This window comes from Streptomyces sp. NPDC038707 (genome assembly GCF_040636485.1).
Classification (GTDB): domain Bacteria; phylum Actinomycetota; class Actinomycetes; order Streptomycetales; family Streptomycetaceae; genus Streptomyces.
The window spans coordinates 24,641-37,645 of the sequence record NZ_JBEZUP010000046.1 but is presented as its reverse complement, the minus strand read 5'-3'; the positions used below and the strand labels follow the sequence as shown (position 1 = coordinate 37,645).

The 13,005-nt window shown below is 72.0% G+C and carries 12 protein-coding genes; 7 read left to right on the top strand and 5 right to left on the bottom strand.

The features are described from left to right. Positions 1 to 352: 352 nt before the first annotated feature. On the bottom strand, positions 353 to 850 hold the full coding sequence (locus tag AB0E62_RS36405; RefSeq protein ID WP_362204161.1) for a nucleoside deaminase: 498 nt from the start codon (positions 848 to 850) through the stop codon (positions 353 to 355). 404 nt (positions 851 to 1,254) lie between these two features. Between AB0E62_RS36405 and AB0E62_RS36400 the strand changes: the two genes are divergently transcribed. After that, a complete protein-coding gene (locus AB0E62_RS36400) occupies positions 1,255 to 1,788 on the top strand; it encodes a hypothetical protein (protein ID WP_362204158.1) in 534 nt (177 codons plus the stop codon). 154 nt (positions 1,789 to 1,942) lie between these two features. Here AB0E62_RS36400 and AB0E62_RS36395 read toward each other — a convergent pair whose 3' ends face one another. Further along, positions 1,943 to 2,854, bottom strand: a complete 912-nt coding sequence (locus AB0E62_RS36395; protein ID WP_362204155.1) for a helix-turn-helix transcriptional regulator — start codon at positions 2,852 to 2,854, stop codon at positions 1,943 to 1,945. 143 nt (positions 2,855 to 2,997) lie between these two features. On the opposite strand from AB0E62_RS36395, the gene AB0E62_RS36390 reads away from it, so the two are divergent. Further along, a complete protein-coding gene (locus tag AB0E62_RS36390) occupies positions 2,998 to 4,026 on the top strand; it encodes an alcohol dehydrogenase catalytic domain-containing protein (protein ID WP_362204152.1) in 1,029 nt (342 codons plus the stop codon). A gap of 674 nt (positions 4,027 to 4,700) precedes the next feature. Here the strand turns inward: AB0E62_RS36390 and cynS are convergent. Both cynS and AB0E62_RS36380 read right to left on the bottom strand, forming a co-directional pair. Continuing rightward, entirely contained in the window at positions 4,701 to 5,171 is a 471-nt protein-coding gene (gene cynS, locus AB0E62_RS36385) for a cyanase (protein WP_362204149.1), read from the bottom strand. Between the two features lie 51 nt (positions 5,172 to 5,222). Then, positions 5,223 to 5,816 carry a carbonic anhydrase gene (locus AB0E62_RS36380; protein WP_362204146.1) on the bottom strand — a complete coding sequence of 198 codons (594 nt, stop codon included), beginning with the start codon at positions 5,814 to 5,816 and terminating at the stop codon, positions 5,223 to 5,225. A gap of 128 nt (positions 5,817 to 5,944) precedes the next feature. Between AB0E62_RS36380 and cynR the strand changes: the two genes are divergently transcribed. After that, positions 5,945 to 6,868: a transcriptional regulator CynR gene (gene cynR / locus AB0E62_RS36375; protein WP_362204143.1), complete on the top strand. Its 924-nt coding sequence runs from the start codon at positions 5,945 to 5,947 to the stop codon at positions 6,866 to 6,868. A 79-nt stretch (positions 6,869 to 6,947) separates the two neighbouring features. On the opposite strand, the gene AB0E62_RS36370 is transcribed toward cynR, so the two are convergent. Next, on the bottom strand, positions 6,948 to 8,405 hold the full coding sequence (locus AB0E62_RS36370) for an MFS transporter (RefSeq protein WP_362204140.1): 1,458 nt from the start codon (positions 8,403 to 8,405) through the stop codon (positions 6,948 to 6,950). A gap of 440 nt (positions 8,406 to 8,845) precedes the next feature. On the opposite strand from AB0E62_RS36370, the gene AB0E62_RS36365 reads away from it, so the two are divergent. The 4 genes from AB0E62_RS36365 (at position 8,846) to AB0E62_RS36350 (ending at position 12,957) form a co-directional block, all read left to right on the top strand. Further along, a complete protein-coding gene (locus AB0E62_RS36365) occupies positions 8,846 to 9,691 on the top strand; it encodes an LLM class flavin-dependent oxidoreductase (protein ID WP_362204137.1) in 846 nt (281 codons plus the stop codon). 92 nt (positions 9,692 to 9,783) lie between these two features. Next, positions 9,784 to 10,134, top strand: a complete 351-nt coding sequence (locus tag AB0E62_RS36360; protein ID WP_362204134.1) for a hypothetical protein — start codon at positions 9,784 to 9,786, stop codon at positions 10,132 to 10,134. A gap of 646 nt (positions 10,135 to 10,780) precedes the next feature. Then, entirely contained in the window at positions 10,781 to 11,686 is a 906-nt protein-coding gene (locus tag AB0E62_RS36355; RefSeq protein WP_362204132.1) for a 5-dehydro-4-deoxyglucarate dehydratase, read from the top strand. Continuing rightward, positions 11,683 to 12,957 carry a glucarate dehydratase family protein gene (locus AB0E62_RS36350; RefSeq protein WP_362204130.1) on the top strand — a complete coding sequence of 425 codons (1,275 nt, stop codon included), beginning with the start codon at positions 11,683 to 11,685 and terminating at the stop codon, positions 12,955 to 12,957. The genes AB0E62_RS36355 and AB0E62_RS36350 overlap by 4 nt, the downstream gene beginning before the upstream one ends. The last annotated feature ends 48 nt before the right edge of the window (positions 12,958 to 13,005 follow it).

Below are 13,005 nucleotides of genomic sequence, written 5' to 3'. Positions count from 1 at the left end.
CTTCGTTCCGGTTCGCGATCGATCGATTCATCATGTTCGCCAATTTCAGGCAGCTTTCTGTGTTCAGACGCGCCGCGCAAAAGGGGCGGGCGCCAAACGGCACGCGACAGCTACATGCCGGGATATCTGCGGGAAAACTCGGGACGTGCCACGGGCGGGCATCGGAACGGCGAGGTCAGCAGCCGTGTGCGATGCGACCCGGAACCCAGACCGTGCGGCGAGCGAGGCGACCGGGATCAGAGCTGGTGTACATCTGCTGGTCGCCTCCTTTCGGCGGTTATGGTTCGACGTCTACCGCAAAATAGTGGCTGGGACCACGGAGTTCAAGAGGCCGGTCCCGGCCGCCCTCTTTTCAGTAGTCGACGCGGTCGGACTTCGCGATCCACGCGTCGAACGGCGCGGTGCGGTTCGGCAGGTCCAGATGGGCGACCTGCAGCGGCCACGCCTCCATGGGCCGCTTCTCGAACAGGTCGTAGAACTTGCGGTCGTCGAAGCCGGCCACCGCGGCGTCGTGGCGGTCGGCGCAGTACACGAGCCGGTCGAGGCGCGCCCACAGGGCGGTGGACAGGCACATGGGGCACGGCTCGCACGAGGTGATCAGGGTGCAGCCTTCGAGGATGAAGGTGTCCAGTTCCTTGCAGGCGGCGCGGATCGCGTTGACCTCGGCGTGCGCGGATGGATCGTTCGTGGCGGTGACCTGGTTGTGTGCGGTGGCGACGACCACGCCGTCCTTGACGATCAGGGCACCGAAGGGGCCGCCGCCGTTGTTCGCGCTGTCGGTGGCGGCGGCGATGGCCTGCTGCATCCACTCCTGCTCGTTCTGGACGATGGTCGCGGTGTTCACGGTCACGGTTGCTCCTTGTCGAATGCGGTGGGGCGGGGTGCGGGTACCGTCGGGGAGGCGACGGCACCCGCACGAGCAGGGGTCCGGTCGGACGCGGCGGACGTGCTGCGGGGAGCTTCCCGCTCTTTCGCCGTTCGTGCTTGTTCGAGCAGTACACAGCCAGCCGAACGAATCAGCCAGGCGCCGAAAACATGAAACGTGAGCAGTGCGGGACGGATGCCTTGTAGGTTCCTACGAGGGCTGCCCCGGCCCGGTGTCGGTGATGCGACCGTCTCGTCTGGAAAGCTGCTGTTCGGCAGGGGTGTGTGCCGCTTCGCCGGGGATCCTGGACTCCTCCCGGACAAGATCGGTACGGGAGGATCCCGGCCACGGGCGCGGTAGGGCATCCGGTACGGGGGTACGCGTGCGGCATGCTGAAACGCGCGCTGTGGCAGGGGCTGGTGGCGGGTGCCGCCGGGGTCGTGGTGATGACCCTCGGCGAGAAGGCCGAGCAGCGCCTGACCGGCCGGCCCGACTCCCATGTCCCGGCACGCACGCTGGAGCGGCTGACGGGCCTGTCCGAGCGGCCGGGACGGCAGCCACTGGCGGTGAACTGGGCGATGCACTACGGGCAGGGCGCGCTGCTGGGGGTGCTCCGCTCGGTGATGGCACAGGCCGGGCTGCGCGGGCCGGTGGCGTCGGCGCAGTTCACGGTGGTGAGGCTGACCAACGACCAGATCCTGGAGAACGCGACCGGGGTCGGCGCGCCGCCGCAGACCTGGCCGCGCGGGGAACTGCTGGTGGACCTGGTGCACAAGGCCGTCTACGCCTTCGCCGCCGGCGCCGTCGCCGACGCCCTGGCCGCCCGCTCCGGCCCCGGCCCCGGACAGGGGCACGCCGCCGCACGCCCCGGCCGGCACGCCGGCGCGGGACCGCTCCCCCGCCGTCGGTCCTACGGTCGCTGAGCGAACGAACGGCAGCGGGCAGCGAACGAACGGCAGCGGGCGCGGAGTGTTCACCGCGGCCGGGGCACGGCGGCATCCACCGGACACGTCCTACCAGCCCGCGATCACTGGCGCCGGCCCCGCGCCGGGCTGCCGCCCCGCCGGTGCCGTGCGGTCAGGACGGCACGCGGGGAAGTCGCCCTCCGGGTACGTCGTGCACGTCGGAGGACGCGGTCGTGTCGAGCAGGAGCAGGGCGTCGTGGTCGGGGGTGCCGGGTTCGGCGGTGTAGACGCCGATGCGCTGTCCGGGGGTGCCGTCCAGGTGCATGGGCTGAGAGGTGAGGGTGAGGGTTCCGACGCGGGGGTGGTGGAAGGTCTTCTGGGCGGGCTTGCGGCCGGTGACCTCGTACCGCTCCCACAATCGGACGAAGTCCGGGCTCTTGAGGAGGAGTTCGCCGACGAGGTTGGTCAGGTCGGGCGCGTCGGGGGCGGTGCCGGCGGCGGCGCGCAGGCGGGCGACGCAGCCGGTGATCTGCCGGTCCCAGTCGGTGAACAGGTCGCGGGCCGCGGGGTGGAGGAAGAGGTAGCGGGCGAGGTTGCGGTGCCCGGCCGGCCAGTCCGCCAGGCCCGCGTACAGGGCGAGGCCACCGGGGTTCCAGGCGAGTACGTCCATGCTGCGGCTGATGACGTAGGCGGGGTACGGGCGCAGCGACTCCAGCAGCAGTTTCAGGTGCGGGCGCACGGAACGGCTCGGCGCGGGCGGTGGTCCGGGCGCGTAACGGGCGGCCCGGGCGGCGAGATCCCGCAGGTGCTGGTGTTCCTGGTCGTCCAGCCGCAGGGCGCGGGCGAGCCCGTCGAGGACGGCGGGGCTGGGGCGGGTCTCCCTGCCGCGCTCCAGGCGTACGTAGTAGTCGATGCTGATCCCGGCGAGGGTGGCCAGTTCCTCGCGCCGCAGCCCCGGAGTCCGGCGCGGGCCGGGGCCGACGGTCAGTCCGACCTGCTGGGGGCTGGTCCGGGTGCGGCGGGCGCGCAGGAATCGGCCCAGTTCCGCGCCCTCGCTGGAGCCGGTGCGGTGTTCGGATGCCATGGCTTCAGTGTCACACCGCTGTGACCTGGGCGGCAGCGGCGTGGGGGGCCCTGTCATGACCCCCGAACAGCCCGGCCTGCCCACGGGCGGGGAAAGGCGCGACGGTGGACACCCCGAAATCCCTTGTGGAGGTTGCCTTTCTCATGCGCGCAGCAGTCATGTACGGAGCCGGAGACGTCCGCGTCGAGGAGCGGCCCGACCCGAGGATCGTCGAGCCGACCGACGCCGTGGTGCGCACGCTCGCCTCCTGTGTGTGCGGCAGCGACCTGTGGCCCTACCGGTCCATGCCCGCCGCCGGCACCGGACGTCCCATGGGCCACGAGTTCCTGGGCGTGATCGAGGAGACCGGCGCGGATGTGCCCGGTCTGAGGCCGGGTGACCTGGTCGTCGCCCCCTTCACCTACAGCGACGGTACGTGCGATCACTGTGCCAAGGGCCTGCACTTCTCGTGCCGCAACGGCGGCCGCTACGGATTCGACGGGGTCGACGGCGGCCAGGGGGAGGCGGTGCGCGTCCCGTACGCGGCCGGCACCCTGGTCAAGCTGCCGGTGTCCGCCGACTCGGCGCTGCTGCCGTCGCTGCTGGCGCTGTCGGACGTGATGACCACCGGTCACCACGGTGCGGTCACCGCCGGCGTCGGCCGCGGCGACACGGTGCTGGTCGTCGGTGACGGGGCGGTCGGCCTGTGCGCGGTGATCGCCGCCCGGCGGCTCGGCGCCGAGCGCATCGTGCTCGCGGGCCGACACCAGGAACGTACCGCGCTGGGCCGCGAGTTCGGTGCGAGTGAGGTCGTCGCCGAGCGCGGTGCGGAAGGCGTCGCCCGCGTGCGGGAGTTGACCGGCGGCGTGGACAAGGTGATCGAGGCCGTCGGCACCCGCCAGGCCCTGGACACCGCTCTCGGGGCGGTCCTGGACGGCGGCACCATCAGCCGCCTCGGCGTCCCGCAGTACGAACAGGGGCCGCTCGGCCGTGCCGAGTTCCTGCGCAACATCACCCTGACCGGCGGTGCCTGCCCCGCCCGCGCCTACATCGGGCAGCTGCTCCCCGACGTCCTGGACGGGACGATCGCCCCCGGCCGCGTCTTCGACCGCGCCTTCCCTCTCGACCGGGTCCCGGACGCCTACCGGGCCATGGCCGACCGCCAGGTCATCAAGCCCCTCATCCTCCCCTGAACGGCCCGTGGGCGGGGCCGGGGGTTTCACGGCCCCGCCCAGGGTGGCCGATGAGGAACAGGGGGCCGTGCAGCCCGCGCACGGCCACCGCGGCGTCGGTGACGGCGGCCGTCGTGATCACCGTCAGCGGTGGGGGGTGCGGGTCGCCAGTTCAGGGGTCGGCTGCCCAAAGTGGCCGTCGTGCACCGGCGAGGGCCCGGCGCCCACGGCCGAGATGGGTGCGCACGGTGCGACGAATGCGGCAACAGGCTACTGACCGGGACGCTGTGCGTGGTGGTCGGCCGGCTCGTCGTCGCCGCCCGGCCGCAGCGCGATCGCTCGCGCGCGGTGCTGCGCCGGGCTTACCGCCGGGGGGGTCGTCCGTGCTGCTCGTCGTGGGCCCGTCGGCACCGGCTCGGGGCCGCACGCGGGCGACTCTTCCGACGTGCATCGGATGCCCTTCGACGGGGCGGCCGTCACCGCCGTGCGCGGCGTGATCGCCGCGGAGTGCCTTGTCCTGGGCCACCTGCCGGCCGCGGGCCGGCGCCGCCGGGTGCCGTGCCGCGGCGAGGGCGACGCGGACCGCTCCCGCCCGCAAGAGGGCGGAACCGCCAGGCCCGCGGGAGACCGCCGGAGGGACCGGAACCGGTCGGCCCCTCCCCCGCGGAGTGGGTTGTCAGAACGGCCTCAGGTTGTCAGAACGGTTTGGTCGGCAGGTACTTGCCGTCCAGCGTGATGACCGCGCGCTCGCCGCCCTCGGGGTCGGCGACCTTCTTCACGTCCAGCTTGAAGTTGATCGCGGAGATGATCCCGTCGCCGAACTGCTCGTGGACGAGTGCCTTGAGCGTGGTGCCGTAGACCTGGAGCATTTCGTAGAAGCGGTAGATCGTCGGGTCGGTCGGGATGCCGCCGGGGATCGAGCCCCGGGTGGGGATCGTCTGCAGCAGCAGCACCGCGTCCTCGTCCAGGCCCAGCAGTTCCGCGACGGCCTCGGCCGACTCCCGCGGCAGGGCGTGCTGGCCGAGTACGGCGGCGGTGGTGAAGGCCACCGACAGACCGGCGGCGTCGGCGATCCGCTCCCAGGTGAGGTCCTTGCGGGTCTTGGCCTCGACCGCCTTCACGGCGAGGGCCTGGCGGGCGGCGGGGTCGAACTGTGCGTGCACCATGAGAATGACGCTCCTCGAGAGAAGGGTGAGAGGGGGTGTGTGAGCCGGAGGTCAGGCCACCTCGGCGGCCGGGTGGCCGCCGGGGGCGAGGTCGTCGACGCGGCCGGAGGCGATGTCGTAGACCCAGCCGTGCAGGGTGAGCGTCCGTTCCACCAGGCCGCGGGCGACCGAGGGATGGGTGGCCAGGTTCGCCAGCTGCGCGAGCACGTTCTGCCGTACCAGCGCCTCGACGTCGCCGGCGCGAGCGGTGCGGGCCCTGGAGGCGTCCGCATGCCGCAGCCAGGCGGCGACCGCCCGGGCGCCGGACAGATCGTGGTGCCGGGCGAGGGCGGTCATCGCGCCGCAGGCCGAATGCCCGCACACCACGACGTCCGTGACGCCCAGGACCGCGACGGCGTACTCGACGCTCGCCGCGACCCCGTCCGGGCAGGGACCGTGAGCGGGTACGAGGTTGCCGGCGGTGCGCACGACGAACAGCTCGCCCGGTTCACTGTCCGTGATCAGCTCCGGGACGACACGGGCGTCCGAGCAGCCGATGAACAGCGTGTGCGGGCCGTGCTGACCGGCCAGACCGGCGAAAAGGGCCGCCTTGGCCGGGAAGACGTCCCGCTGGAACCGCGCGACGCCCTCCGCGAGATGACGCATGGGATCACTCCCCTTCGATGGGATCACCGCCCCTGACGGGCCGACGCGTCCCACCATGCATGACCGTGCCCTATAGCGTCCAAGACTTACCGGACCTAGCTCCTATAGGTGTCATCTATAGTTCCGGGATGGCCTTGGAACTCCGTCATCTGCGCTACCTGCTCGCCGTGGCCGAGAACGGCACCTTCACCCGCGCCGCCGAAGAACTGCACGTCTCCCAGCCGACGCTCTCCCAGCAGATCAAGCAGCTCGAGAGACTGCTCGGCGCCCGGCTGCTGGACCGCGGCGGCCGCACGGTGCGCCTCACCGACGCCGGCGAGGCCTACGTCCAGCACGCGCGCCGCGCCCTGCGCGACCTCGCCGCCGCCGAACGCGCCGTCCACGACGTGCACGACCTCTCCCGCGGTCATCTGCGCCTCGCCGTCACCCCCACCTTCACCGCCTACCTCACCGGACCGCTCGCCGCCGAACTCCACACACGCCACCCCGGCATCACCCTGACCCTGCGGGAGATGACCCAGGACCGCATCGAGGCCGGTCTGCTGGCCGACGAGATCGACCTCGGCATCGCCTTCACCGGCACCCACCTGCCCGGCATCACCGCCACCGAACTGTTCACCGAAAGCCTCACCCTCGTCACCGGCACCCGTCATCCCGCCGGCGACCGGAGCGCACTACCCGTGGAGGACCTCGCCCGGATGCAACTCGCTCTGCTCACCGCGGACTTCGCCACGCGCACCCACATCGACCGCTACTTCGACCAGCACGGCATCAGCCCCCGCACCGCGGTGGAGGCCAACTCCATCCAGGCCCTCACCGCGATCGTCCAGCGGACCACGCTGGCCACCGTGCTGCCCGACGCCCTCGCCCACGAGCACCCCGACCTCACCGTCATCCCGCTCGACCCGCCCCTGCCGGACCGCACCGTCGCCCTGCTCGCCCGCACCGACGCCTACCGGAGCGCCGCCGCACGCGCCTTCGTCCGACTCACCCACGACCTCGTCCGCACCCGCCCCTGCACCCCCGCTTCCCCCGCTCACCGGACCGGATGAGGTGAGAGCAGTACCGGTAGTGCGTCAGGGTGGGGTGGACCCGCTTGTCGATGTGGCCCCGTACCCGTTCATCCCCCGTTCACCGGTCCGCCCCGGCACGGTCGCCGGCCTCGGGTGACGCGCCCTTCCCCCCGCCGGCGGGCCTGGTGCCGCGCAGGCCGGAGGCGGAGACCGCCGCGCCCAGCAGCACCATGGCCACCGGGACGACGAGCGCGGTGCGGTAGGCGTCCAGCACCGCGCCCGGTGAACCGTCGGCACCGGCCACCGCGATCCCGTACACCGCGGTCACCGCGGAGATCCCGACCGCCGAGCCGAACTGGGTGAAGGTGTACAGCAGTCCGCCGGCCAGACCCTGCTCGTCCTCCGCCACGCTGTCCGTCGCCGCGATGGTGAGCGGCCCGTAGGCGAGGGCGAAGGCGGTGCCCGCCGTGATCAGGCTCGGGAACATCACCGCGTACGACCAGTCCGCCCGGACCGGCAGGAAGAGTCCGTAGGCCACGACCGCCAGCAGGAAGCCTCCGAAGATCACCCTGCTGGTGCCGTAGCGGCTCACCAGGCGCGGGGTGAGGACGGGCGCCAGCACGGCGTCGCAGCCCATGGCGATCAGCGCGATCCCGGCCCGCAGGGAGGACCAGCCGCGCAGTTCCTGCAAGTAGAGCGTGACGATGAACTGGAAGCCGAAGAACGCGCCCAGGAACAGCGACGCGCCGAGGTCGGCCCGCACCATCGCGGTCTTGTGGAAGATCCCCAGCCGGACGAGCGGGACCTTGGCACGCCGCTCGACCACGACGAACGCCGCCACCAGCACCGCTCCCGCGACGAACGCGCCAAGGGTCAAGGCCCCTCCCGTGCCCGGGTGTTCGAGCCGGGTGATGCCGTAGGCGAAAAGCAGCATCGCGGCGGCGGCGCAGGCCGCGCCGGTCAAGTCGATCCCCCGTGACCTGGGTTGGGGACGGGTCTCGGCCGGCAGCAGTACGAGCGCCGCGAGCAGGATGGCGACGGCCAGGAACACCGGGGCGAAGAACACCCAGCGCCAGCCGAGTCCGGTCAGGAGTCCGCCGATGACGAGGCCCAGCGAGAAGCCGCCTGCGCCGACACCGGCGAAGACCAGCAGGGCCTTGTCGCGCCGTGGCCCCTCCGGATAGGAGGTCGTGATGATCGACATCGCGGCGGGGGTCATGAAGGCCGACGCAACGCCCGTGACGAACCGGGCCACGACCAGCATCCAGCCGGTCGTCGCGAAGCCGCCCAGCATGGAGAAGACCAGGAAGACGCCCAGCCAGGTGAGGAACATCCGCCGCCTGCCCAGCAGATCGGCGGCGCGGCCGCCGAGCAGGGTGAAACCGGCGTAGCCGAGCACATAGCCGCTCATCACCCACGCCGTGGTGCCGGTGGTCAGGCCGAGGTCGGCGCGGATGCCGGGGACGGCGACGGCCAGCATGGCGACGTCGCTGCCCTCGAGGAAGATGGTGCCGCACAGGACGAGCAGCAGGGCCCGGGCTCGTCGGCCCTCGCGGGCCGCGGGGACGGTGGACACGGTCCCGCCCCTCATCCGCATCGCCTGGTCGACGCCGGTTCGCCCGCGCCCGACACCGCTCGTCGCCCACCCCGCGCGCCGGACGGCTCGGACCCCGCCCGCGCGTCGAACCCCACCCGTCCCGGAGCTCCCACCATCGCCATGGCGGCGACCGTACCGAGCGGCCGGCAGGCCGGGCCACTCCTTTTGCGCGCGCCCCGGGATTCAGGTGGACGGCCGGCACACGGGGGGCGATGTGGTCAAATCTCCGTTGAGCGCAAGGGAGTTGAGAGCCGGGGCCCGGAAATTGCTTTGCCCCGGGGATCCGGCCGTCCTAGGCTGAGGGCACTTCGATGAGAGGCTCCCCGGAAGTACGCCGCAGTGCGGGAGCGTTCCGCCTCGCTGAGGCGCCGGAGGGGCGGCAGCTGTCTTCGGCGACCCTTCCTTCCGGAGGTTCCTTCATGAACATCGGTATCGGCCTGCCCATCGGCGACCCTGCCGCCCTGCTGACCTGGGCCCAGCGCGCCGACGCCGGGCCGTTCAGCACGCTCGGCCTGCTCGACCGGCTCGTCTACCACAACCCGGAGCCGCTGGTGGCCCTCGCCGTGCTGGCCGGCGCCACCTCCCGTGTCCGGGTCCAGACCGAGGTGCTCCTCGCCCCGCTGCGCGACACGGCCCTTCTGGCCAAGCAGGCGGCCACGTTGGACCGGATGACCGACGGACGCCTGGTCCTCGGCCTCGGCGTCGGCGGCCGGGATGACGACCACCGGGCCACGGGCATCGACAAGCACACCCGGGGCCGGCGCCTGGACGAACAGATGGCGGTGCTGCGCCGCCTGTGGTCGGGCGAGCCGTACGGCGAGGGAGCCGGCCCGATCGGCCCCGCTCCCGCCCGGCCCGGCGGCCCCGAAGTGCTGTTCGGCGGCTTCCGGCCCGTCGCGCTGGAACGCGTCGCGCGCTGGGGCGATGGCTTCCTCTCCGCCGCGGCGCCTTCCTGGGCAGGCGGCTTGTTCGAGACCGTCCGCGCGTTCTGGAAGGAGTACGGACGCGAGGGCGAACCCCGCATGGTCGCGCAGGTCAACGTCGCGCTGGGCCCCGAAGACGTCATCGACGACGCCCGGGCCACCATGCACGCCTACTACACCTTCACCGGCATGGCCGACAGCATGGTGGCCGACCTGCTGACCACACCCGCCGAGATCCGCGCCGCGATCGCCGTCTTCACCGACCTGGGCGCCGACGAGGTCATGCTCTATTGCCACGGCCGGGACCCCAACCAGGTGGACCGCCTCGCCGACGTCCTCTGACGGCCCCGGACACACACGGGGCCGCCGGCATGGTCGCGTTCCGGGGCCGGGCTGCTTCCCGCACGGGCGGGACTGCGAAGATGCGCTTCGTGATGACGGACGCGGAGTGGGAGGCTTTCCAGGGGGATCTGCGCTTCGGGCAGGTCTTCCGGGGCACCGTGGTGAAGGTGCCCAGACCTGGGGCGATCGGACTCTTCGTGGACATCGGACGGGACGTCGGTGGCTTCGTCGACGTCCTGCTGTTGCCGGAGCGGACAGAGCGCTGGCCCGTCGAGGGCACTGTCGCTGATTTCGAGGTCTGGTGGGCGGACAGCCGCCGGCAGGTCCGGCTGAAGCCGTCCGACCCGCGGTATCTACGGGATGACTTCCCGGACTTCGTGGCCCGTGTCAGACCCGGCTGGCCGTCCGACATCGGCCGCCCTGTGCGCACCGACGTGTTGTAGGACCGAATGAACGTGCCGCCCGCGCCCCAAGCCGCCGGCCTCCCCGCCAGGTACGGGACGGCCCGGAAGCCGGGGGCGGCTTCCGGGCCTCGTGCTGCCCTGGTACTCAGTACCAGTACCAGCCCCTGGTGCTCAGCACCAGAACCAGCGGCGGGCGGGCTTGTCGCTGAAGATGCGTCGCATCGATGCGGCCATGGCTGTTCACCTGCCTCCCCGTCGCGGGTGAGGGCGGTCAGCGACTCGGTCAGCAGCGTCTGCGCCACCGCCGCGCCGGCACAGGTGTAGGGGCCCGCGCCGAACGGGACGTACGCGCCGTGTTCGCCCGGCTCCTCCCAGCGCCGGGCCGGAAGGTGACACCACCGAGTTCGACGGGGTGAGAGAGGGTGCGGCCGAGCAGCCAGGGGCGCTCGCCGGCGCCTTCGTCGGGCACGCCGACCAGCGCGGTGCCGTCCGACATCCTCCCGAAAGTTTCGCTGACCGTTCGACCGATTGCGGAGGCTCGAACACCGGGAGGAAGGTGCGTCGACAGCCCAGATGAGCCCTGCACACACCTTGACCCGGCTCGGCGGCTGACCATACATTCCCACCGACCATTCGTCATCGTGACGTCCATTCACATATATGACTAACACCGGATGAGGTCAGCGTGCTGAAGGGCATTCTCTTCTTTCCCGTCACCCCCTTCGCGAAAGACGGTTCGGTTGACACAGCGAAACTTTCGGAGCATCTGAAAGCGGGGATCGAGGCCGGAGCGGGCGGTGTCTTCGTCGCCTGCGGGACCGGGGAGTTCCATGCGCTGGGCCCGGAGGAGTTCGCCTCGGTGGTGCGTACGGCGGTGCGCGTGGTGGGTGGCCGGGTGCCGGTGTTCGCGGGCACGGGCGGCGCGTCGGCCCTCGGCCGCCAGTACGCGCGGGTCGCCGAGGAGGCCGGTGCGGACGGACTGCTGCTGATGCCGCCGTACCTGGTGGCGGGGCCGCCCGCCGGGCTGGTCGCCTATGTGCGCGAGGTCGTCGCCGCCAGTTCCCTGCCGGTGATCGTCTACCAGCGCGGCACCGCCCGGTTCGATGTGCCGGCGGCTCTCGAAGTGGCGCGGCTGCCCCAGGTGATGGGGTTCAAGGACGGCACCGGCGACCTGGACCTGCTGGCCCGGATCGTGACCGCGGTCCGGGCGGACCCGGCCACCGGCGGGGAGGAGTTCCAGTTCTTCAACGGCATGCCCACCGCCGAGGGGACCCAACTCGCCTACCGGGCCATAGGCGTGGAGCTGTATTCCTCGGCGGTGTTCTGCTTCGCCCCCGAGACCGCCCTGGCCTTCCACCGGGCCGTCACGACCGGCGACGACCACCTGGCCCAGCGGCTGCTGGCCGGCTTCTTCCACCCCCTGATCGCGCTGCGCGAACGCGTGCCCGGCTACGCGGTGGCCCTGGTCAAGGCGGCCGTCCGGCTGCGCGGCCTCGACGTGGGAGGCGTGCGTCCCCCGCTGACCGATCCGACACCCGGGCATCTGGCCGAACTGGAGGAGATCATCGCGAAGGGTGCGGCGATCCGATGAGCGAGCACCCGACGATCACCCGCGTCGACATCACACCGGTGGCGTTCAAGGACCCCGCCCTGCTCAACGCCGTCGGCGTCCACGAACCGTACGCACTGCGCGCCGTGGTCGAGGTGACGACGGACCAGGGCATCACCGGTCTGGGCGAGACCTATGCCGACGAGGGGCATCTGCGCAGGCTGCGCTCGGCGGCCGACGCGATCACCGGCATGCGCGTCCACGCCCTCGGCACGATGCGCCGCCGTGTCGCCGATGTGATCGGTGACGACCGCGGCGCCGACGGCCACGGCCTGACCGGCATGATCACCACCAGCAGTACGGTCGACCGGGTCTTCTCCCCCTTCGAGGTGGCCTGCCTGGACATCCAGGGCCGCGCCGCCGGCCGGCCCGTCAGCGACCTGCTCGGCGGCGCCGTCCGCGACCATGTGCCCTTCAGCGCCTACCTGTTCTACAAGTGGGCCGCGCATCCCGGCCACGAGCCCGACGCGTGGGGACCCGCCCTGGACCCGGACGGCATCGTGGCGCAGGCCCGGCGCCTGGTGGCGGAGTTCGGCTTCGGGGCGATCAAGCTCAAGGGCGGGGTGATGCCGCCCGGACAGGAGGTGGAGGCGGTCCTCGCGCTCCGGGACGCCTTCCCCGGCCTCCCGTTGCGTCTGGACCCCAACGCGGCGTGGACGGTGGAGACTTCGCTGAAGGTGGCCCGCGAGCTGGAAGGCGTCCTGGAGTATCTGGAGGACCCGACCCCCGGCCAGGAGGGCATGGCCCGGGTCGCCCGGGAGGCGCCGATGCCGCTGGCCACCAACATGTGCGTGGTCGCCTTCGACGAACTGCCCTCCGCGGTACGCGACGACGCCGTCCAGGTCATCCTGTCCGACCACCACTACTGGGGCGGCCTGCACCGCTCCAAGCTGCTCGCCGGGATCTGCGCCACCTTCGGCATGGGTCTGTCCATGCACTCCAACTCCCATCTCGGCATCAGCCTGGCCGCGATGACCCACCTCGCCGCCGCCACCGAGAACCTCACCTACGCCTGCGACACCCACTGGCCGTGGAAGGACCCGGCGGAAGACGTGATCGTCCCGGGCGTGCTCGGCTTCCGCGCCGGCTCGGTCGCCGTCCCCCGCTCCCCCGGGCTCGGCGTGGAACTGGACCGCGACGCGCTGGCCCGGCTGCACGAGCAGTACCTGCGCTGCGGACTGCGCAACCGGGACGACACCGGGTACATGCGGCGGCTGGACCCGTCGTACGAGAAGAAGTCACCGCGCTGGTGACACCGGACCGGCCCGGCCCACAGCTCCCCGCCCGTCCCGATGCCCGCG

Coding starts and splice junctions, on each gene's coding strand:
- AB0E62_RS36365 (WP_362204137.1), top strand. CDS start 8,846: ATGAACATCGGTATCGGCCTGCCCATCGGCGACCCTGCCGCCCTGCTG.
- cynS (WP_362204149.1), bottom strand. CDS start 5,171: ATGGTGCACGCACAGTTCGACCCCGCCGCCCGCCAGGCCCTCGCCGTG.
- AB0E62_RS36400 (WP_362204158.1), top strand. CDS start 1,255: ATGCTGAAACGCGCGCTGTGGCAGGGGCTGGTGGCGGGTGCCGCCGGG.
- AB0E62_RS36380 (WP_362204146.1), bottom strand. CDS start 5,816: ATGCGTCATCTCGCGGAGGGCGTCGCGCGGTTCCAGCGGGACGTCTTC.
- AB0E62_RS36395 (WP_362204155.1), bottom strand. CDS start 2,854: ATGGCATCCGAACACCGCACCGGCTCCAGCGAGGGCGCGGAACTGGGC.
- AB0E62_RS36390 (WP_362204152.1), top strand. CDS start 2,998: ATGCGCGCAGCAGTCATGTACGGAGCCGGAGACGTCCGCGTCGAGGAG.
- AB0E62_RS36360 (WP_362204134.1), top strand. CDS start 9,784: ATGACGGACGCGGAGTGGGAGGCTTTCCAGGGGGATCTGCGCTTCGGG.
- AB0E62_RS36350 (WP_362204130.1), top strand. CDS start 11,683: ATGAGCGAGCACCCGACGATCACCCGCGTCGACATCACACCGGTGGCG.
- cynR (WP_362204143.1), top strand. CDS start 5,945: ATGGCCTTGGAACTCCGTCATCTGCGCTACCTGCTCGCCGTGGCCGAG.